The 20,115-nt window shown below is 50.2% G+C and carries 19 protein-coding genes; 11 read left to right on the top strand and 8 right to left on the bottom strand.

The window, feature by feature from the left end; all coding sequences use genetic code 11:
- Positions 1-57: 57 nt before the first annotated feature.
- From rsmA to FIT99_RS08385, 4 genes are read right to left on the bottom strand one after another with little or no spacing between them, the layout of a single operon-like run.
- Positions 58-831 (bottom strand): 16S rRNA (adenine(1518)-N(6)/adenine(1519)-N(6))-dimethyltransferase RsmA, encoded by a 774-nt coding sequence (gene rsmA, locus FIT99_RS08400; protein WP_140003877.1) that lies wholly within the window; start codon positions 829-831, stop codon positions 58-60.
- Positions 828-1,826: a 4-hydroxythreonine-4-phosphate dehydrogenase PdxA gene (gene pdxA / locus FIT99_RS08395; RefSeq protein ID WP_140003876.1), complete on the bottom strand. Its 999-nt coding sequence runs from the start codon at positions 1,824-1,826 to the stop codon at positions 828-830. Before pdxA ends, rsmA begins: the two co-directional genes overlap by 4 nt.
- Before the next feature lie 4 nt (positions 1,827-1,830).
- Positions 1,831-3,114 (bottom strand): peptidylprolyl isomerase, encoded by a 1,284-nt coding sequence (locus FIT99_RS08390; protein ID WP_140004701.1) that lies wholly within the window; start codon positions 3,112-3,114, stop codon positions 1,831-1,833.
- A 32-nt stretch (positions 3,115-3,146) separates the two neighbouring features.
- Positions 3,147-5,543, bottom strand: coding sequence for an LPS-assembly protein LptD (locus tag FIT99_RS08385; RefSeq protein ID WP_140003875.1), 2,397 nt, complete (start codon positions 5,541-5,543; stop codon positions 3,147-3,149).
- Positions 5,544-5,741: 198 nt separating this feature from the next.
- Here FIT99_RS08385 and FIT99_RS08380 point away from each other — a divergent pair, with 198 nt between their 5' ends.
- From FIT99_RS08380 to FIT99_RS08370, 3 genes are read left to right on the top strand one after another with little or no spacing between them, the layout of a single operon-like run.
- Positions 5,742-6,713, top strand: a complete 972-nt coding sequence (locus FIT99_RS08380) for an aminoglycoside phosphotransferase family protein (protein ID WP_140003874.1) — start codon at positions 5,742-5,744, stop codon at positions 6,711-6,713.
- 3 nt (positions 6,714-6,716) lie between these two features.
- Positions 6,717-7,394: an N-acetylmuramate alpha-1-phosphate uridylyltransferase MurU gene (murU, locus tag FIT99_RS08375; RefSeq protein WP_140003873.1), complete on the top strand. Its 678-nt coding sequence runs from the start codon at positions 6,717-6,719 to the stop codon at positions 7,392-7,394.
- Positions 7,391-7,819 (top strand): phosphate-starvation-inducible protein PsiE, encoded by a 429-nt coding sequence (locus FIT99_RS08370; RefSeq protein WP_140003872.1) that lies wholly within the window; start codon positions 7,391-7,393, stop codon positions 7,817-7,819. Before murU ends, FIT99_RS08370 begins: the two co-directional genes overlap by 4 nt.
- A 45-nt stretch (positions 7,820-7,864) precedes the next feature.
- Here the strand turns inward: FIT99_RS08370 and FIT99_RS08365 are convergent, their stop codons facing one another.
- Complete coding sequence (locus tag FIT99_RS08365; RefSeq protein WP_140003871.1) at positions 7,865-8,896, bottom strand: GGDEF domain-containing protein; 1,032 nt, start codon at positions 8,894-8,896, stop codon at positions 7,865-7,867.
- A 173-nt stretch (positions 8,897-9,069) separates the two neighbouring features.
- Here FIT99_RS08365 and FIT99_RS08360 point away from each other — a divergent pair, with 173 nt between their 5' ends.
- From FIT99_RS08360 to FIT99_RS08335, 6 genes are all read left to right on the top strand, one after another.
- The gene (locus FIT99_RS08360) at positions 9,070-9,300 is read left to right on the top strand and encodes a DUF3820 family protein (protein WP_140003870.1); all 231 of its coding nucleotides are present in this window, start codon (positions 9,070-9,072) and stop codon (positions 9,298-9,300) included.
- 25 nt (positions 9,301-9,325) lie between these two features.
- Positions 9,326-10,069, top strand: coding sequence for a DUF2927 domain-containing protein (locus FIT99_RS08355; RefSeq protein WP_223261154.1), 744 nt, complete (start codon positions 9,326-9,328; stop codon positions 10,067-10,069).
- Positions 10,070-10,157: 88 nt separating this feature from the next.
- Positions 10,158-11,453, top strand: coding sequence for an aminopeptidase P N-terminal domain-containing protein (locus tag FIT99_RS08350; protein WP_140003868.1), 1,296 nt, complete (start codon positions 10,158-10,160; stop codon positions 11,451-11,453).
- A gap of 44 nt (positions 11,454-11,497) precedes the next feature.
- On the top strand, positions 11,498-12,667 hold the full coding sequence (locus FIT99_RS08345) for an FAD-dependent monooxygenase (RefSeq protein WP_140003867.1): 1,170 nt from the start codon (positions 11,498-11,500) through the stop codon (positions 12,665-12,667).
- Entirely contained in the window at positions 12,657-13,865 is a 1,209-nt protein-coding gene (locus FIT99_RS08340; RefSeq protein WP_140003866.1) for an FAD-dependent monooxygenase, read from the top strand. Before FIT99_RS08345 ends, FIT99_RS08340 begins: the two co-directional genes overlap by 11 nt.
- A gap of 29 nt (positions 13,866-13,894) precedes the next feature.
- Entirely contained in the window at positions 13,895-14,635 is a 741-nt protein-coding gene (locus FIT99_RS08335; RefSeq protein ID WP_140003865.1) for a DsbC family protein, read from the top strand.
- Between the two features lie 72 nt (positions 14,636-14,707).
- On the opposite strand, the gene FIT99_RS08330 is transcribed toward FIT99_RS08335, so the two are convergent.
- Both FIT99_RS08330 and pilB read right to left on the bottom strand, forming a co-directional pair.
- Positions 14,708-15,931, bottom strand: a complete 1,224-nt coding sequence (locus FIT99_RS08330) for a type II secretion system F family protein (RefSeq protein ID WP_140003864.1) — start codon at positions 15,929-15,931, stop codon at positions 14,708-14,710.
- A gap of 37 nt (positions 15,932-15,968) precedes the next feature.
- Complete coding sequence (gene pilB, locus FIT99_RS08325; RefSeq protein ID WP_189524724.1) at positions 15,969-17,690, bottom strand: type IV-A pilus assembly ATPase PilB; 1,722 nt, start codon at positions 17,688-17,690, stop codon at positions 15,969-15,971.
- A 349-nt stretch (positions 17,691-18,039) separates the two neighbouring features.
- Here pilB and FIT99_RS08320 point away from each other — a divergent pair, with 349 nt between their 5' ends.
- Positions 18,040-18,243, top strand: coding sequence for a cold-shock protein (locus FIT99_RS08320; protein ID WP_013441419.1), 204 nt, complete (start codon positions 18,040-18,042; stop codon positions 18,241-18,243).
- Between the two features lie 72 nt (positions 18,244-18,315).
- Here FIT99_RS08320 and icd read toward each other — a convergent pair whose 3' ends face one another.
- Positions 18,316-19,560, bottom strand: coding sequence for an NADP-dependent isocitrate dehydrogenase (gene icd / locus FIT99_RS08315; RefSeq protein WP_396652207.1), 1,245 nt, complete (start codon positions 19,558-19,560; stop codon positions 18,316-18,318).
- A 10-nt stretch (positions 19,561-19,570) separates the two neighbouring features.
- Here icd and FIT99_RS08310 point away from each other — a divergent pair, with 10 nt between their 5' ends.
- On the top strand, positions 19,571-20,113 hold the full coding sequence (locus tag FIT99_RS08310; protein ID WP_140003862.1) for an rRNA large subunit pseudouridine synthase E: 543 nt from the start codon (positions 19,571-19,573) through the stop codon (positions 20,111-20,113).
- Positions 20,114-20,115 lie beyond the last annotated feature (2 nt).

The raw sequence follows: 20,115 nt of genomic DNA, 5'->3' as shown, positions 1-20,115 counted from the left end.
TTATATCAGGCTAAACTTTAAATCAGGTGAAGCCGGTCATGCTTTACGCAGGTCGATTTAGGTATGGGCGCTTAGATAATTGCTGATAGCAACAAACTCGGCCACGCCCAAGTTTTCGGCACGCGATTGCGAATCGATATTGATTGCGCTGAATCCCGCGTCATCTAGCAACCCTTTTAAGGTGTTGCGTAAGGTTTTTCGCCGTTGACCAAAAGCCGCGGTCACTACTTTGGCAAACAAGGCTTCGTCTGCGGCGGGATACGGCAGGCGGGCATGCGGCACGCACCGCACAAAAGCAGACTCGACTTTAGGTGCTGGGTCAAACGCTTCAGGCGGCACCGTCACCATATATTCCATATGCAAGCGATATTGCAGCATGACCGACAACCGGCCATATTCTGACGTGGAGGGTGCAGCCACCATCCGCTCAACCACCTCTTTTTGTAGCATAAAATGCATATCAATAATCTGCGCCGTGTTTTCGAGCAGTTTGAATAAAATCGGGCTGGAAATGTTGTAGGGTAGGTTGCCGACGACGCGAATCCGCTCGCCGATGTGGCTAAAGTCGAATTTCAACACGTCTGAATTATGGATGGTGATTTTTTGGGGGGGATAAAAACTTTGCATCCACTGAATAATGTCGCGATCTATCTCAACCACATGTAAATGATCGAGATGCTTGATCAAGGGTTGCGTCATGGCGCCCAAGCCGGGGCCAATTTCGACCATCAGGTCGTCAGCTTGCGGATGAATGGCATTGATCAGACTTTGAATGATGGCTTGGTCAATTAAAAAATTCTGACCAAATTTTTTCTTAGCAATATGTTTCATAAAGGGCGTGCTTGCTGTGACTGGCATAAGTCGATCGCCAACTGGATGGCGCTCAACATACTGCCGAGGGTGGCTTGGCCGCTACCGGCAATATCGAGTGCCGTGCCATGGTCGACGGAGGTGCGGATGATAGGGAGACCCAACGTAACATTGACGCCTTCGCCAAAACTCGCGTATTTGAGTACGGTGAGCCCTTGATCGTGATACATGGCCAGAAAAGCATCGGCTTGCGCCAGATTTTTTTGTGAAAACATGGTGTCGGCTGGCAACGGGCCAATCAATTGCATGCCCTCGGCACGCAGTTGGTCTAATACGGGCTGAATGGTGTCGATTTCTTCTCTACCTAAGTAACCACCTTCGCCCGCATGCGGATTCAGGCCGGCAACATAGATGGTTGGGTGGCTGATAGCAAATTTCTGCACTAAATCTTGGTGCAAAATGCGTAACGTCGTGGTGAGTGCATGTGGCGTGATGGCGGCACTGACTTGTGTGAGCGGGAGGTGCGTGGTCGCCAGTGCCACGCGCATACCGCCGCCGACTAACATCATCACCACCTGTGCAGTGGCGGTTTGTTCTGCGAGGTACTCGGTATGCCCGGTAAAGGCAAACCCTGCCTCATTGATAATGCCTTTGTGCACGGGGGCAGTCACCATGGCATCAAACGCGCCAGACTGGCAGCCAGACAATGCATGGTCAAGCATGCTGAGTACGGCCGCACTATTACGCACGTTAAGCGTGCCGGCGACGACAGGCTCTGCAGTCTCTACCGGCAACACGTAGAGTTGACCATCCCCGGCATGGGCCGGCACTGGGCTAACGTAGGGGTGCAAGGTGAGCGCAAGCCCCAATTGTGCAGCTCTGGCCCGCAATGCATTGGGGTCGGCCAAGATGACTAACGTTGCTGGCACCGGCGTGTGTGCGAGCTGAACACACAAATCGAGTCCGATACCGGCGGGTTCGCCGGCGGTCACCGCAATCCGAGGCAAGTGGTTCATGGGCTTAGAATTTATCTTCTAAGCGCATTTCAACAAACGCTTTGTCGCGTAGCTCGTGGATCCAGTCGTTATAGGATTCTTCGGCTTTGCGGGCCCGGATCTCTTGACGCGCCTTGAGTCGTTTGGATTCTTTCGACATATCCTGCTTGCGGCGCTCTAACACCTGAATCAGGTGCCAACCAAACTGACTGCGCACTGGCATGCTGACCTCGTTCACTGCCAATTCTGCCATGGTCTTTTCAAATACCGGCACCGTGTCGCCCGGGCTGATCCAGCCGAGATCACCGCCACTAGACGCGCTACCATCGTCGGAATATTGGCGCGCCATGTCCTGAAAAGGCGTGCCATGGTCGATACGCTCTTTGATGCCTTCGATTTTTTGTTTTGCTTCTTTGTCTGACAGCACTTCGTTGGGCTTCAACAGAATATGGCGCACATGTGTTTGCTCTACAATCAAGGTACTGGCGCCAGCACGACGGTCGTTCAATTTTAGGATGTGAACGCCAGTGCCGCTTCTGATCGGACGTGAGACGCCACCAGGCTGCAAGGTTTTCACCAGTTCGAGAAACTGAGCAGGCATTTGCTGACCACTACGCCAGCCTAATCCGCCGCCATCGAGCGCATTCGGCGCATCTGAAAAATTGGCAGAAACCTTCTCGAAACTCATGCCTTCGGCCAGTGCTTTGGTAATTTGTTCGGTGCGGGCGCGTGCTTTTTGGATGTCTTCCGGGGCACTGTCTTCTGGCAGCCGAATCAGGATTTGAGAAATATTAAATTCATCCAAATCGCCTTCTTTTTCTTGCGTGGTTAAATAGTTATCAATCTCGGCCTCTGAGATATTTACCTTGTTGTCCACGTCACGCTCACGCAGACGCGCAAGAATAATGTCGTTGCGAATATCTTCGCGGAATTTATAAAACTGGGTGCCGTCCTCTTCGAGCGCTTTTTTAAACGCCGGCAAGGTCAGATTGTTTTGTTCTGCAATGCGCTCGATGGTTTTATCTAATTGCGCATCTTCTACTTTAATACCGGTTTGTGCCGCCAATTGTAGTTGCAGGCTGTCGACAATCAAGCGCTCAAGAATTTGTTTCTGCAGGACGTCATCAGGGGGGACATCGACCCCTTTTTTAATCATTTGTGCTTTGACTGATGCCATCCGGTTAAGCATTTCTCGCTCAGTGATCACCGATTGATCGACGACCGCAATGATCCGGTCCATTTTTTCAATCGATTTTTTTTCAGCAGCCCATAAAGCAGGGGATGGCGATGCACTGATGGCCATTACCATGGCGGCCAACAGGAAATTAAATAAACGTTTCATCATTGCGAGTTCTGGTCTCTGTAAATTGCCGGGATATCATAGGTGCGCATATAGCTTGGAATATTGCGCTTGATCACATTTAACGGGTTGGCGCCAATCGAAGTCAGCCCGCCCAGTTCGAGTTGGAAAAACATGGCATAGTTGGCATTTGCGGTCGCTGTTTGTACGCGCTGCATGACTGCACGAGCCTGCCAGCAACCGGCATCATATTCCAGTCCGCCCAAAAACTGTACTGCATTGCCATCGCGAATGGAATAATTCAGGCGACTGATACCGTACCAACCTGCGCCCAGTGGCCACTGGGCCGACGTATCGAACTGCTCGAGGACGTTGGCCGTATAACGGTAGCCAAAGCTGAACGACTTGCCGGGTTCTGGGTTATAGCGCAATAGATAGTTATTGCGCTCCATATTGCCTCGGTCTGGGTCATATTGCCAGAAGGTATCCAGATTGAGTCGACTTGACAGACGCGCAGTGAATCCAGCCAGAATATCGGAAGACTTTCGGGTACTGTTGGTGGAATTCGGTAAGCTGACTTTTTGGTCCTCAAAATAAAACCGCTGGCCTAGGGTTCCACTCAGGCGCTCAATGCCGGTCTCGCTATCAATCAGGCGGCTGGTGACAGCCACGGTCATCTGGTTCGCATTGTTCCAACGGTCATCGCCACTAAATTGGTTCTCATAAAAAATGGAGTTTTGGTTGAGCGTGTTCAATGAAGTATCAAAAATCGGTAGCTTGCTCTGGTCGCGATAAGGGATATAGACATAATAAGCACGTGGCTCCAGAGTATGAGTATATGTGGTATCAAACAAACTGGTTTCACGATCAAAATATAAGCCTGAATCTAGGCTCATGATCGGTAGCGTTCTGCTGAGTTGGTTATATTCTTGAGAATACCCCAGCGGAATATTATTGTTCAGGCTGTATTGGGTGGTTTGAACGCCGACTTTAGGCGTAATGTAGCCGTAGGCATTTTTCATCGGATAAGCCACCGATGGGTATAGACTCAAGCGGCTCCCGGAGGGTGCATTGATCATCTCATCCATGGCCTGAAAATTGACATACTGCGCGCCGGTTTGGGTCTTAAAACCTTTCCATTCATCGTTATAGGTCAATGTTAACTGTGGCAGTCTCTGGTAAACATAGGAGACGTTATCCAAGTTTTGGTAACGCTGGACTACGCCGTTAAATGTTAAGTGCTCACTGTTATAGTTGAGGAATGCGCCTTGTTGTAAGTTAACACGGGAGGTAGCCTGAATGCGGGTCGCCATCTCCGAAAAATAAGTATCATCGGAGACTTTTTCTAAGTTGTAGCCGCCAGACCAGTGGTCACTAAATCGTTGCAAATGCGATAATTTGGCGTAAAACCGGGTTTGACCAGTCAAGCTGTCTTTGTCCAGATATTCCAGATTATTAATGCCGGAATAATCTTCATCCAGATAGCGGAATTCACCCTGCAGTTGTACGCCCCGTTTACTCAAGAAGCGGGTAGCAATCGTGGCATCCATATCCGGCCGGATATTAATGTAATAAGGCGTCAGCAATTCGAAGCCACTACGGGAGGTCGAACCCCACAGCGGCGCCAGCAGGCCACTTTTACGCTGATTATTGTATGAAAAACTCATCCATGGCGTGTAAAGAATCGGTACGCCTTTAAACTCAACAAAGGCATTGGTGGCCTCGCCAGTGCGCGTGTAGTCATTGAGTTCTAGATTGTTGGTTTTGATATACCAATCATCCACGTTCGCAGCACAAGAGGTATAGCTGGCATTTTTCAAGCGTTTGATATTTTGGCCCTCAAACAGCACTTGTTTTGCCGTTGCGCGGATATTGTCAAACGAGCTGGTGGTTTTTTGTGTGCTGTAAGACTGGTTGTCTTCCATGTACCTTTTCGGATCACTCAGCAAAATGGCTTGATCATTTAAAAGTGGGCTACTGTCTTGATTACTAGGCGGCGGCTGGCTGCTTTTGAATTCAATGGTGACATCCCGCATTTCGCCGATGTTTTCGCTCAGCCGCATGCGCAACAGGGGTCCTTTAATGGTGGTTTGCCCCGCAGTAATCACCGCGTTGCCATCTACTTGTAGTTCGTCGTTTTGAATGTCATAGCGGATATCGTCACCAGTGACTTGCTGACCTTCTTTACGAATCACGGCATTGCCAATTGCACGCATCTGCCTATCCATGCGCAGCTGCAAGCTATCACCTTCAATTTCAATTGCCCCGGGTAGCGCAGCATTTTCTGCCATCTGCAGGTTTTCAGCCGGTGGCATCGCAGGCGCTGTGTCATCCGCGCGCGCAACGACTGGCGCAAGCATGCTGATGGCGATCAGCGCCAAAATCAGGCGAATGCCGCGATCCTGAAAAGAGGATGAGTGAACTTGCAAATTATTCAAAGAGTGATCGTTTCGGTGAGGCCCATTGATGGCCGACGTTTGTATGCACGCATCCCGGACCCGATGGCCAGATGTCCCGCTTCTGTTGGGCTATATTATTCATGAAAACGCTTAAAAAGTCATTTTTCACTTAAAATGACAGCCACATTTTAACAGTAATGCCCGAAGCATGGGCTGATTCATTATTTGGGAACATTTGTGGATAGAACACAGCAACTTCAACAATGGCTTGAGCAGGTGCTTGATCAGCCTTTTACGATGACCACGGCCTCGGCGGATGCGAGCTTCAGGCGCTATTTTCGCGTGCATTTACCCACGCAGACCCTGATCGCGATGGACGCGCCACCGCCACAGGAGGACTGTCGTCCCTTCGTGCAAGTGGCCGAGCAGTTGCTGGCGGCCGGGCTTAATGTGCCCAACATTATCGCGCAAGATATTGCGCAAGGTTTTTTGTTATTGAGTGATTTAGGCAATGATACCTATCTCTCGGTACTCAATCGCGATAATGCCAAAGCCCTGTATGGCGATGCTTGCCAAGCGTTGATCAAGATGCAACTCGCAACGCGTACAGACGCGTTGCCACCCTATGACGAAGCGCTGCTGATGCGAGAATTACAGCTGTTTCCTGAGTGGTACATCGCAAAACATTTGGGCAAAACGCTGACTGCTGAACAGCAGGCGGTGATGGATAAGACCTTTGGTCTGCTGATTAATAATATTCTGCAGCAACCACAAGTGACCGTGCATCGTGATTATCACTCCCGCAACCTGATGGTAACCGCGGATCATAACCCGGGCGTTTTAGATTTTCAGGATGCTGTGATTGGGCCGATTACCTATGACTTGGCCTCTTTGTTCAAAGATGCCTACATTCGTTGGGACGAAGAAGACCTGATGGATTGGGTGGTGCGCTATTGGCAATCCGCTAAAAAAGCTGGCTTGCCGGTTAGCAATGATTTTGGTGAGTTTTATAAAGATTTTGAGTGGATGGGTGTGCAACGCCATATTAAAGTGTTGGGGATTTTTGCCCGCTTGTCTCATCGGGATGGCAAGGATGGCTACCTCAAGGATATGCCTTTAGTGATGCAGTATCTGCAGGCAGCTTGCGAGCGTTATGTTGAATTGCGGCCATTTTTACGGCTGCTGCTCACCTTGGAAAAGGTGGCCTAAATCATGCGAGCCATGATTTTGGCAGCCGGCCGTGGCGAGCGCATGCGGCCACTGACGGACCATACGCCGAAGCCTTTGTTAATGGTGGGCGGTAAGCCACTGATCGTCTGGCACATTGAGCGTCTCGCGCTGAGCGGTTTTCGCGAGTTGGTGATTAATCATGCGCATCTCGGCCAGCAGATTGAGGCGGCGCTGGGTGACGGCGCGCAGTGGCAATTGCAGATTCGCTACAGTGCTGAAGGCACGGCTTTAGAGACAGCAGGCGGCATCGCCAATGCCCTGCCTTTGCTGGGGGACCAGCCTTTTTTGGTCATCAATGGCGATGTGTTCACCGATATCGATTATGCGAAGCTCTCATTGCCAGAAGGAAAATTGGCGCATTTGGTGATGGTGGATAATCCACCGCAGCACGCCGCAGGGGATTTTGGCTTAGCGAATGGGATGGTGGTTGAAACGGCAGCCCAAACACTGACTTTTTCTGGCGTGGGCATTTATCATCCGCAGTTGTTTGACAGCGTGATTAAAGGTCAGCCCGCCAAATTGGCACCATTACTCAGGCAGGCCATGCAACAGCAGCAGGTGAGTGGACAACACCACGCCGGAATATGGCATGATATTGGCACACCAGAACGCTTACAACAATTAGATAGATGGTTGCGCACGCAACAGGGGGCAAAATGAAACCACCATACGAACACAAAACGGATAAATGGGCACATCATGCCTTAATGTGGATCGAGCGCTTGGGACTGGGGCTCGTCACGCTGGCGACGTTTTTTTCGTTGGCGCATGAATTATCGCGCATGTGGCAGGCGGGCATGGTCGGGCTCGGGGATTTGCTGCAACTATTTTTGTACCTAGAAGTGTTTTCCATGATCAATAGTTATTTCGGCTCAGGCAAATTGCCGATGCGATATCCGATTTATATTGCCATGGTGGCGCTAGCGCGTTATCTGTTATTAGACATGAAAGAAATGACAGAAACGCATATGCTCGCGGTGTCTGCCGCAATTTTGATCTTGGCGATTTCGGTGCTGGTGATGCGCTTTGGTCATTCGCGCTACCCTTACGAAGATATCCCGCAACAGCAGCGCGATTTGCTTTAAACGCTGGGGCGCCAGCAGGTTAACTGTTTGGCGCCCGTCGCTGAATCAAGCTGCGGCTAGGGCATCCTCAATCATCGTCACCCGGTTGCGACCTTTGGCTTTTGAGGTGTACAAGGCCTGGTCGGCGCGCGTGATAAAACTATCGACAGATTCGCCTGGCTGGTAAACGGTGAGGCCGAGAGAAATGGTGATGTTTGAGATCAGTCGTTGCGACACATTGTTTTTAATCGTGATCGCGGCAACTTGGCGCCTGATATTTTCAGCAATCTCGCGCGCCGTTTCCATGCTGGTGTGTGGCAATAACAGCACAAATTCCTCACCTCCGTAACGCGCAGCGGTATACAAGTTGCCAGACACTGTTTTGAGTACTCTGGCGACGGCCTGAATGACTTTATCCCCAAACAAATGGCCGTAGCTGTCGTTTACTTTTTTGAAAAAATCAATGTCGGCGATGACAAGACAGGTTTCTTGGTCTGGGAGGGTGTCCAGGCATTGATGCAGGGCCGAATCAAAGCCTTTGCGGTTCATCAGTCCGGTCAAGCCATCTGAAATCGCTTCTTGCTTGGCCTTCATGATCTCACTCTTCAGGTCAGAAATCTCTTCTAAGCTCGATTCGAGTTTGTGTTGCAAACCATGCATGGCGCTCTGCATTTGCAAGGTGTCCGATAACAAAGAGCCTAATTGCGCACCCAGTTGCGGCTCTAGTTGTTGAATCTCACCCGACCAGGCATCCAGCGATTTTTTAAACTGTGAGGTTTCTTGGCCAGCTTGCTTGGTTGAAGTGGTAATGTCCGTGACCACTTGATTAAACCGTTCTACCAATACCTTAGCACTATCGGGGTCGGTCGCGGCGATATGTTTATGAAACAGGTGTGCCGTACTTTTTTCGTTCAGTTTCTTTTCTTTTTCGATCAAATCATTGACTTCATCAATCAGGCGCGCATGCTCGCCTGATGAATATTCATACCAGACAGCATAGCTGACGGGATGAAAGGCGGCATCTTGTTGCGACATGTGATGAATCGCTTGTCTTAAATATTCTGCACTTTTTTCTTTAGTAATCTCGTATTGCATCATGGTCTTTCGCGATGTTAATTGTCACGCAAAGTATTTTTTTTGTTGTTATGGCGCAAACCATACTCAAAAGGGATAACGGACGTTGGCGGAATTTTTTAAGGGTGCGCTGCAAAAAAATCTGCAAGGCATGTGATTTTGCTTACAATGGATGGATTGTTCGATTGTGTTTTTTTATGAAACAAGAAGATTTAATTCAGTTAGTGACGCTTAAAATGCCCTATGGCAAGTATCAAGGTCGCTTGATTGCCGATTTGCCTGGTCATTATCTGCATTGGTTTGCGCGGGAGGGGTTTCCGCCCGGCGAGTTAGGGCGTTTGTTGTATTTAATGCGTGAGATAGACCACAACGGCTTGTCATCATTGTTAACCCCGCTGCGTGCTCATGCGACGCAATCGCATGATTAATTTGCGCCACGGTGGGTGGATGCTGATGCTGACAACAAGCTTGGCGTGCGCTGAAGAACCGTGGCAGTCGCCCGCGTATTTACAGCAAGCGTTTGTCGAAGTCGCTTTGCGCAATGAGTATGTGGCCGGCGAGCAAACCGTGCGTAAGTGGCAACAGCCCATCAAAGTGTGGTTGGTGCAGCATGATGCTGATCAGTCTGAAAAAACGGCGTGGTTGACGCGTGCGCACTTACAACACTTATCCCAATTGACTGGCTTACCCATCAACATGGCGATACATGCGGCTGAAGCAAACATGACAGTGGTTTTTAGCCAAGCTGCGCAATGGCGGCAAGATATTGCTCAGGTGAGCGGCAATGCCAAGCTGCAACCGCCTGATGATGCCGTCTGTATGTTCGGACTCAGCTTAGACACCCATAAAGCGATCAAGCGCGCTTGGGTCGTGATTCCGGTCGATCATGCGCAGGAACATCGGTCCTTGGTGTCATGCATCGTTGAAGAAATCACCCAAGCCATGGGCTTGCCTAACGATTCAGAACATGTGTACCCCTCGGTATTTAATGATAAAACCCCAGAGTCACTGCTAACCGGCCTTGATGCTTTGCTGTTGAAAATGCTTTATTTGCCTGCGATCAAGCCGGGCATGCGTGCGGCACAAATACAACCCATTTTGGCGGGTCAGTTACAGCAATGGCAACTCGACGGCACCATTCAACATGCTGAGCAACAGGTGCGGCAGTCGGCGCTCTATGAAATGATGGGCTTTTAGACATGCTGACCAGGTTGAACCATTCCTGCATTTGATACCCAAATAGGCTACAATAGTTAACCCTCCAGAATGTGCTTTGAGTGTGTTCATGCAAGAATTTTCCCGTCGTCGCCAGCAATTGATGGATCGCATGCAGGCTGGTATCGCAGTGATTCCAACTGCGCCAGAAGTGACACGCAATCGCGATAGTCATTATCCTTATCGTTTTGACAGTTATTTTTATTACCTCACCGGCTTTAAAGAGCCAGAGGCGGTATTGGTGCTGATCGCTGGCCCGTCCCCCAAGAGTATTCTGTTTTGCCGTGACAAAGACATCGAGCGCGAAATTTGGGATGGTTTTCGCTATGGGCCAGAAGCCGCCAAAGATGAATTTGGGTTTGATGAGGCCTATTCAATCACGCAGCTAGATACGCTGTTACCGACCATGATGGGTAATCAACCAGAACTGTTTTTCAGTCTTGGCAGTGATGCTGGCTGGGATACCAAAGTGAGTGGCTGGTTAAATGCAGTGAAAGCACAAGCCCGCACCGGTGTACAGGCACCCGCCAAATTGGTGGATGTGCGTCAAGCACTGGACGCCATGCGTCTAATTAAATCCCCCTACGAGATCGCGTTGATGCGTCGTTCGGCTGAAATCGCTGCCGGCGCGCACAATCGTGCCATGCAAGCCGTGATGCCCGGCAAGTCCGAATATGAAATCGAGGCTGAGTTTCTGCATGCTTTTTATAGCCAAGGTGCGCAAGCGCCTGCCTATACCAGCATTGTGGCAGGGGGGGCAAACGCCTGTACCCTGCATTACAACGCAAACAATGCACCATTACATGCCGGGGATTTGCTATTGATTGACGCAGGCTGTGAGCTGGATGGCTATGCGTCTGATATCACGCGGACTTTCCCCGTCAATGGCCGTTTTAGTGCCGCGCAAAAGGATCTCTATGAGTTGGTGTTAGCTGCCCAGCAGGCTGCAATTAGTAGCGTCAGTCCAACACATCATTGGAACGCGCCCCATGAGGCTGCTTTAAATGTGCTGGTGGAGGGCTTCATTCATTATGGTTTGTGTCAGGGTAGCCGTGACTCTGTGCTTGAAACCGGGAGTTATCGCCAGTTTTATATGCATCGCACCGGCCACTGGCTGGGCTTGGATGTACATGATGCCGGTGAATACAAAACGGCACAAGGCGATTGGGTGACCTTGCAAGCTGGCAATGTGTTAACGGTGGAGCCGGGTTGTTATGTGCGCCCGGCAGAACAGGTGCCTGAGCACTTCTGGAATATCGGCATCCGCATTGAAGATGATGTTCTCGTGACCCCGAATGGTCACGAGGTGCTGACTTCTACAGCGGTGAAAACCGTGGCTGATATCGAAGCGCTTATGCGCCAATAGCGCCGGCTTATGATGGATTCATTCTTTAAAAAGGCTGTGTATTCATGCAAATGGTGAGTCATCCCGTGGTGATTGGTGGTGGTCCGGTTGGGCTAGTGCTGGCGTTATCTTTGCAACAGGCAGGGGTGCCGGTGACGGTGCTAGAAGGTCAGCCGGCGGGGGCAATGGCCGGTGATCACCGCGCGTTGGCACTGTCCTACGGCACGCGTCAGGTGCTAGAACAGTTGGGCATTTGGCCATTATTGGCTTCTGCAGTCACCGCCATTGAAACAATTCACGTCTCGCAACAAAAAGGCTTTGGCCGCACCCAGCTCAAAGCACATGAGCACGATTTGCCCGCCTTAGGCTATGTGGTGTCCTATGGGGCATTGATGCAGGCGTTGGATACACGGATTGCGCAGTCTGCCGCAAACATTGTCATTCAATATCAAGCACCGGTCACTGGTTTGGAGGTGCATGCCAGCGCAGCAGAGATTGACTACCAAACAGAGGCGGGTGCCATTCAGCGGCTATCGACGCCGTTGGCAGTGATCGCTGATGGCGGCCGCAGCCTAGCGTCTATTCCGGGGCTGGTGCGTGATACCAAACATTACGGCCACGACGCGCTGGTCGGCTTGGTGCACACCGAGCAAGCACATCGCAATATTGCCTATGAACGATTCACCCCGCGCGGGCCGATGGCATTGTTGCCTAATGGTGAGCATTTTTCGTTGGTGTGGACAGGTGAGCAACCTTATATTGACGAGATTGCCGCACTTGATGACACGGCTTTTTTGCAAGCGTTACATGAGGCGTTTGGTGATCGTGCGGGACGCTTTCTACAAGTAGGTAAGCGATTGAGGTTCCCACTTAAATTAAGTAAGTTGGAGCAAACTTTTTCCGCGCATTGTGTGGTGATCGGTAATGCAGCACAAACCATGCATCCCGTCGCCGGACAAGGTTTTAATGTGGGCATTCGCGATGCCGTTGCGTTAGCAAAAAATGTCTCTGCCACGCAAGCGCATGAATGGGGCGCAGCCCACCGCTTGGCCGCGTATCACCACTCACGTCAACGTGATACCGGGCGTGGTCTTCAATTTACCGATTTTCTGGTTAATGTGTTCTCAAATGACCTAATCGGCGTCGGCTTGTTGCGGGGTGCAGGCCTCGGTGCACTCAGCATGTTGCCCTCAGCAAGACGGCTACTGGTAAATAAGATGAGTTATGGCAGTTAAACCCGCATTGATCCACACCGATGTTGCCATTGTTGGCGCAGGCTTGGTCGGCTTAACCGCCGCCATTGCGCTGGCACGCCTAGGGAAACAGGTGGTATTGACGGATGCCACATTGCCTACTCAATTGCCGCAAGGCTGGGCAGCAGATATGGAGCATTGGGACACACGTGTGTATGCGCTCACCAATCAAACGGTGGCTTGGTTGCGCGACATTGGTGTTTGGGCGCAGATGCCAGCCAATCGCGTTAATCCGATTGCAGCCATGGATTTGTGGTCGCCTACCCACCGTCATGCCACGCCCAGCCTCTCTTTAAACGCTGAAGAAGCAAACCTGACACAGCTGGGCTACATTGTTGAAAGTCAGGCCTTGATGCATGCGTGTTGGCAGGTGTTGGCAGGGTCTGAGGTGACTGTGATCACCGACGCCCCAGCGCAGGCATTGCAATATGCGGGTCACATTGCGCGTTTATCATTGCCAGAACATGAGATCGAAGCGTCTTTGATCCTCGGTGCGGATGGTGGAAATTCTTGGGTGCGTGCTCAGTGCGACATCACTGTGCAGCAGGTGGATTTTGCGCAAACCGCCTTGGTGACCAATTATCACGCCGAGCGACCACATGATAACGTTGCGCGGCAATGGTTTGGCAACCATGAAACCGTGGCCTTGTTGCCGATGCCCCAACAGCAGGTGTCACTGGTGTGGGCCTTGCCACAGGCCGAGGCTGCACAAAAGCAAGCGTTACCTGCCTTGGCGTTGGCAGCTGAAGTTGCAGCGCGCTGTGAGCATCGTCTGGGCAAGTTAACGCCCAGTGGCGAAGTGCGGTCGTTTCCCTTAATTCAGCGAACGGCAGCGTCCATGACTGCGCCACCCATCATGCTATTGGGCGACGCGGCACACCAAGTGCATCCCATGGCAGGTCAAGGGGTCAATCTTGGTTTTCAGGATGTGCAGACACTGTGTGCGCAAATAGCTAAATTGCCTGCCATGCGGCGGTTGGGCGATGCCCATTTTTTAAGGCATGTGATGCGGGCACGCCAACCCGATCTGTTAAAGATGCATGCCTTGACCCGTGGGCTGGATGCTTTGTTCTCGCGTCCGCAAGCGATCTGGACACACGCCGCTTTGTTGGGCTTACGCGGGGTAGGCAACAGTGCTATGCTTAAGCGTTTTTTAATTCGCGCAGCCACGCAAGGATAATGCTGCGCATGTTTGAGAAAGAGTGATTCATGAAAAAATCTATCGGCCAGTGTGTGATGGGGGGCTTGATTGCCTTGGCCACCTTATGGAGTGTCCACAGTGTGGCAGACGAAGCGAGCGTTAAAAAGCTGGTTGAAGCGGCCTATCCAAAATTTAAAGTCGAGAGTGTGACTAAAACCCCTTATGCGGGTTTATACGAAGTGTTTATGGGTGGGCAAATCATTTACACCGATGACAAATTCAGCTTCTTGATTGCTGAGGGCCGTTTGGTGGATCCCAAGACTAAAAAAGATATCACCGGCGAGCGCATGGATGAGTTAAGCAAAATTGACTTCAACAGTCTTCCATTAGACCAAGCCATCAAAGTGGTCAAAGGCAATGGCAGCCGTAAATTAGTGGTATTTTCGGATGTTGACTGTCCGTTTTGCAAACGCTTAGAGCAAAAAGAGCTGACGAATCTCAATGACGTCACGATTTACACATTCCTCTACCCGATTGAGCAGTTACATCCAGATGCCGCCAATAAATCTCGCAGCATTTGGTGTGCGAGCAACCGTGTCAAAGCCTGGCAAGATTGGATTTTTAACAATAAATTGCCCACCAGCACTGCTAAGTGTGACGTGCCGCTAGAAAAAGTGGGTGAACTGGCGCACCGAGTGGGCGTGAATAGCACGCCAACCCTATTTTTTGAAAACGGTAAGCGTATGCTAGGTGCGCAGCCCTACGATGAGATTGAGAAGTCATTGCAGGCGGCAAAAAAGACAATGTAAGTTTGAAGATGTCAGTAAAACTGCATCAAAAAAGGGCTGTTAAACAGCCCTTTTTTGTTTGAGTGGGTGCACTTATCCGCCGCCACTGACCACCTTACCCATTTTAAAGATAGGCATATACATCGCGACGACCAAGCCGCCAATGAGCACGCCGAGCACCACCATAATGACTGGTTCCATTAAGCTCGAGATAGAGGCGACGGCATCATCTACCTCTCCTTCGTAAAAGTCAGCCACCTTAGTTAACATGCCATCCAGCGAGCCAGATTCTTCGCCAATGGCGGTCATCTGGATCACCATATTGGGAAACACGTTGGCATTTTGCATCGCGACCGTCAGGCTGGTGCCGGTACTGACTTCACTTTGGATTTTCTTGGTTGCATCAAAATACACTTTATTGCCAGAGGCACCTGCAACCGAATCCAGTGCCTCCACCAACGGCACGCCTGCGGCAAACATGGTCGACAGCGTACGTGCAAAGCGCGCGATGGTGGCTTTGCGGATGAGCTCGCCAAAAATAGGCATGCGTAGTAGTAAGCGATCCATGGTTGCTTGCATTTTTTCAGAGCGTTTCCATGTATACAAAAAGAACCAAAGGCCTCCCCCCATGGAGCCGAAAATGGCCCACCACCATTTAACGAAAAAGTCAGACAGATTAATCACCACCACCGTGGGGCCAGGTAAGTCTGCGCCAAAACTACTAAACAAATCTTTAAACGCAGGCACCACAAAAATCATAATCACCGCCGTGATGACAAACGCTACCACGATGATCGAAATAGGGTAGACCAAGGCCGATTTGATTTTACTTTTGATGGCGAGGATTTTTTCTTTGTAGGTGGCGAGTCGCTCGAGCAGCGCATCAAGAATCCCGGCTTGCTCACCAGCGCCCACTAAATTGCAAAATAGTTGATCAAAATGGAGTGGATATTTTCGGAACGCGGCACTCAGGCTACTGCCGGTTTCCACATCCGATTTGATGTCCCCGAGCAATTTAGAGACGGCTGGGTTGTGATGGCCCTTACCGACGATATCAAATGCTTGCAATAAGGGAACGCCAGCTTTCATCATGGTTGCCAGCTGTCGCGTAAATAAAGTCACGTCTTTATCGGTGACGCGGCCTTTGTTGGCGAGTGCGCTTTGCTTTTTAACCTTGATATTTGCAATGCCTTGGCGGCGTAACGTGGCGTTGACCACGGCTTCGCCATTGGCACGTATCTCGCCTTTGACCAGCTTACCTTTGCGGTCTTTACCTTCCCATTGGTATACGGATTGTTTAGTATTCGCTGTCGCCATAGTGTGTTCTTAAAGTTGGTTGATGGGGCCGCATGCGTTACTCATTGGTCACGGCTTCGACTTCTTCAATCGAGGTTAACCCCTGTTTGACTTTTAGTAAGCCCGACTCACGCAAGTCTTTCACGCCTTCACGTTTGGCTTGTGCCGCAATGTCCATGGCGTTGCCGTTGGTCATGATGATATGCGCAATCGCTTCGGTCACTGGCATCACCTGATAGATGCCAACACGGCCTTTGTAGCCATTGTTGCAGTGCTCACAGCCGCCTTCTTTTGGGCCGTATAATTGCCAATCGCCTGCCAGCGAGGTTTCAGTGAATCCCACTTTTAGCAACGCCTCTTTTGGTACGCTGAGTGGCACTTTGCAATGTTTGCATAAGCGTCTTGCCAGACGCTGTGCAGTAATTAACGTCACTGCAGAGGCAATGTTAAAGGGCGCAACACCCATATTTAACAGCCTGGACAAAGTCGTCGGCGCATCATTGGTATGCAACGTTGACAATACCATGTGGCCGGTGGAGGCGGCCTTGATGGCCATGTCAGCCGTTTCCAGATCACGGATCTCACCAATCATGATGATGTCAGGATCCTGCCGTAAAAATGATTTCAGCGCAGCCGCAAAGGTCAGGCCTTGTTTATCGTTCACGTTGACCTGATTGATGCCGGCCAGCGGAATTTCTGCCGGGTCTTCCGCAGTCGAAATGTTGACCGCAGGATCGTTCAGCATGTTTAAACAGGTATATAGCGATACCGTTTTGCCCGAGCCTGTTGGCCCCGTGACCAACACCAAGCCATAAGGACGGTGAATCGCTTTAAGCAAGGATTCTTTTTGTTCAGGCTCGTAGCCGAGGGCCTCAATGCCAAGTGTCGCGCTAGTGGGATCCAGAATCCGCATGACGATTTTTTCACCATGGATCAGTGGCAACGTGCTCACCCGAAAATCAATGGCGCGGCTTTTACTGATGATCAGCTTCATCCGACCATCTTGCGGGATACGTTTTTCCGAGATATCTAGGTTAGAAATGACTTTAATGCGCGATGCCAGTTTTTCTTTGATCGCCAAGGGCGGTTGCGAGACGTCTCGCAGCACGCCATCGACGCGGTAGCGAATGCGATAAAATTTCTCGTAGGGCTCAAAGTGTAGGTCAGAAGCGCCCATATTGATCGCATCCATCAACACTTTTTGCAAAAACTTCACTACGGGTGCATCGTCTACCTCTTGCGTCGCCTCGAGCTCTTGCTCCTCGCCAGCCTCATCCAACCCAAGATCAAACTCATCGCTGCCCGCATTCAGGCTAGCCATCGTGGTGTCTTTGGATTCGACAATTTTGTCGATCCACTTGCCGAGCTTGTCATCCTCAACCACCACCGGGAACAAGGTCGCGCCCATTTGAAACTGAATCGTATCGAGGGCATGCAGATTGGTCGGGTCAGAGATAGCAATATAGGCCATATTGCTTTTTTGTTGCAGTAGCAATACGCGATGCGATTGCATCAATTTAATATCAATGGTTTTGGCTGGCAGTGAGTCTTGCTCCAGCGCATCGAGGTCAAAGAAAGGAAAACCAAATGCTTCAGCAGCTGTTTGCGCAATATCTCTAGAGGCAATTTTCTTTTGCGCGAGGGTCGTGGCCAAAAAACTGATTTTTAGCGCCTGGGCTTTTTCTTGCAATGCTGCTGCGTCAGCTTCGCTCATCAGCGAAGACTGCACCAGCATGCGCGCCATGCCTCCCAATTTCTTAGAACTTTCCAGTGTTGCCATAAATTTCTTTAAAAGTGAGCCTGTTAAAAACCGTTAATTTTACCTTTAATGCACTGATATAACACTACTTTTCACCGCAGTATACCGGTGCCTGCTGCGAATCAAATCGCTGAAAAGATGCACTCTCATGCAGCATTTATGCAAATATTAAAGTGATTTTTTTAGTTTTTATAGAAGTTACAAAAATAGGCTTGACTTTTAAATTATGCTCACTTATAAATCCTTAAGGCGTTTGGGTTCAGGTTTTTTGTAGCCGTCTTTAAGTAAAGCAAAGCTTGGTTATTGCGACTGGAGTACTTGAGACAAACTTTTGGGGCGCCTCCCTGTTAAGAAAAAGTAAGGAAGTAAAATGGCAACAGGTACCGTAAAGTGGTTTAACGACTCTAAGGGCTTTGGATTCATTACTCCCGATGACGGCGGTGACGATTTGTTCGCGCACTTCTCCGCAATCGTTGAATCTGGTTATAAAAGCTTGAAAGAAGGCCAGCGTGTATCCTTTGATGTGACTGAAGGTCCCAAAGGTAAGCAGGCCTCCAACATACAAAAAGCATAATTTTTGTTTCAGGGGTTCAAAATACAAAACGGCTCGCCAATGCGAGCCGTTTTTTAATGGACGCAAAAAGCGTTAAACGGGTGCCATTTGCTTGATGATTTCGTCACCAAATTCTGCAGTGCTGACCTGTGTAGCGCCTTCCATTTGGCTGCTGAAGTCGCCGGTGACGCGTTTGCTAGCAATGGCTTTGGCTACGCCGTTCAACACTAAATCAGCCGCTTCTGTCCAGCCCATGTGGCGCAACATCATTTCGGCAGACAAAATTAACGAGCTCGGGTTTGCTAAGTTTTTGCCGGCAATTTTAGGTGCTGTGCCGTGGGTTGCCTCAAACATGGCGATGGTGTCGCTCAAGTTAGCGCCTGGTGCAATACCAATACCGCCCACTTGAGCTGCCAGCGCATCGCTCATGTAATCACCGTTGAGGTTGAGTGCAGCCACAACATCGTAATCTTCAGGATGTAACAGAATCTCTTGCAAGAAGGCATCGGCGATACAGTCCTTGATCACGATGCCATTCGGCAGTTTGCACCATGGGCCGCCATCAATCAGTTCAGCGCCAAACTCTTCTTTAGCCAATTGATAACCCCAATCACGGAAACCCCCTTCGGTGAACTTCATGATGTTACCTTTGTGGGTAATCGTCACCGATTTGCGGTTGTTATCGATGGCGTACTGAATCGCTTTGCGGATCAGACGTTTGCTGCCGTCGATGGAGACTGGCTTGATCCCGATGGCAGAGGCCTCAGGGAAGCGAATTTTTTTGCGTACACCCATATCGCTCAAAAAGTTGATTACTTTTTTTACTTCTTCGGTGCCTGCCGCCCATTCAATGCCGGCATAAATGTCTTCTGTGTTTTCGCGGAAGATCACCATATCGGTTTTTTCTGGATGTTTGACCGGGCTAGGCACTCCGGTGAAGTATTGAATTGGTCGTAAGCAAACGTACAAATCCAGCTCTTGACGCAAGGTCACGTTTAACGAACGGATGCCGCCGCCAATGGGCGTTGTGAGTGGCCCTTTGATCGAAATGACGTATTCTTTTAATGCCGCCATGGTTTCGTCCGACAGCCAAGTGTCTTTGTCGTACAGGGTGGTGGATTTCTCACCGGCATACACTTCCATCCAGGAGATCTTGCGTTTGCCAGCGTAGGCTTTTTCCACCGCGCTATCCACCACTTTGATCATGGGTGGCGTGATGTCGATGCCAATCCCATCGCCTTCGATGAAGGGAATAATGGGTTGGTCGGGGACATTTAGGGTATTATCAGCATTGACAATAATTTTGCTGCCAGTGGCTGGCACCTTGATTTTAGACATAGCGCTTTCCATGTTATTACTGTTTAACAAACCTTTTAACGTTGTGTGCCAGTTCACTGCGCATGAAAAGCATGCAACGCTCAAAGACTATATTCCGGTTCCCAACGTCTATGCAGCCGGGCGGTTAGATACTGACTCCGAAGGATTGCTCATTTTAACCGATGATGGTGCATTGCAACATCGTTTAAGTCATCCGAAGCATAAACAAATCAAAACCTATTGGGCACAAGTAGAAGGTGTTCCTACACAAGCAGATTTGATGCCACTGCAACAGGGCGTCAATTTAGGTGACTTTGTGACGCAGCCGGCGCAAGTCAAAATCATGCCTGAACCTGACCATTTGTGGCAACGTGAGCCGCCGATCCGAGACCGCAAACATATCCCGACCACTTGGTTAGAGCTCAAAATTAGTGAAGGCAAGAACCGCCAGGTGCGGCGAATGACGGCCCATGTGGGTTTTCCGACCCTGCGCTTGATCCGTTATGCGATTGGGCCCTACACCTTGGACGGAATCTTGCTTGGGCAATATCAGGCAGTCAGTTTAGTAAGGTAAAT

Source organism: Methylophilus medardicus, from assembly GCF_006363955.1.
Lineage (GTDB): Bacteria > Pseudomonadota > Gammaproteobacteria > Burkholderiales > Methylophilaceae > Methylophilus > Methylophilus medardensis.
Note: the sequence above shows the minus strand (reverse complement) of the source record. Positions and strands in the feature narration are given on the sequence as shown.

Coding starts and splice junctions, on each gene's coding strand:
- rsmA (WP_140003877.1), bottom strand. CDS start 831: ATGAAACATATTGCTAAGAAAAAATTTGGTCAGAATTTTTTAATTGAC.
- pdxA (WP_140003876.1), bottom strand. CDS start 1,826: ATGAACCACTTGCCTCGGATTGCGGTGACCGCCGGCGAACCCGCCGGT.
- FIT99_RS08390 (WP_140004701.1), bottom strand. CDS start 3,114: ATGGTAATGGCCATCAGTGCATCGCCATCCCCTGCTTTATGGGCTGCT.
- murU (WP_140003873.1), top strand. CDS start 6,717: ATGCGAGCCATGATTTTGGCAGCCGGCCGTGGCGAGCGCATGCGGCCA.
- FIT99_RS08370 (WP_140003872.1), top strand. CDS start 7,391: ATGAAACCACCATACGAACACAAAACGGATAAATGGGCACATCATGCC.
- FIT99_RS08365 (WP_140003871.1), bottom strand. CDS start 8,896: ATGATGCAATACGAGATTACTAAAGAAAAAAGTGCAGAATATTTAAGA.
- FIT99_RS08360 (WP_140003870.1), top strand. CDS start 9,070: ATGAAACAAGAAGATTTAATTCAGTTAGTGACGCTTAAAATGCCCTAT.
- FIT99_RS08355 (WP_223261154.1), top strand. CDS start 9,326: ATGCTGACAACAAGCTTGGCGTGCGCTGAAGAACCGTGGCAGTCGCCC.
- FIT99_RS08350 (WP_140003868.1), top strand. CDS start 10,158: ATGCAAGAATTTTCCCGTCGTCGCCAGCAATTGATGGATCGCATGCAG.
- FIT99_RS08345 (WP_140003867.1), top strand. CDS start 11,498: ATGCAAATGGTGAGTCATCCCGTGGTGATTGGTGGTGGTCCGGTTGGG.
- FIT99_RS08340 (WP_140003866.1), top strand. CDS start 12,657: ATGGCAGTTAAACCCGCATTGATCCACACCGATGTTGCCATTGTTGGC.
- FIT99_RS08335 (WP_140003865.1), top strand. CDS start 13,895: ATGAAAAAATCTATCGGCCAGTGTGTGATGGGGGGCTTGATTGCCTTG.
- FIT99_RS08330 (WP_140003864.1), bottom strand. CDS start 15,931: ATGGCGACAGCGAATACTAAACAATCCGTATACCAATGGGAAGGTAAA.
- pilB (WP_189524724.1), bottom strand. CDS start 17,690: ATGGCAACACTGGAAAGTTCTAAGAAATTGGGAGGCATGGCGCGCATG.
- FIT99_RS08320 (WP_013441419.1), top strand. CDS start 18,040: ATGGCAACAGGTACCGTAAAGTGGTTTAACGACTCTAAGGGCTTTGGA.
- icd (WP_396652207.1), bottom strand. CDS start 19,560: ATGTCTAAAATCAAGGTGCCAGCCACTGGCAGCAAAATTATTGTCAAT.
- FIT99_RS08310 (WP_140003862.1), top strand. CDS start 19,571: ATGTTATTACTGTTTAACAAACCTTTTAACGTTGTGTGCCAGTTCACT.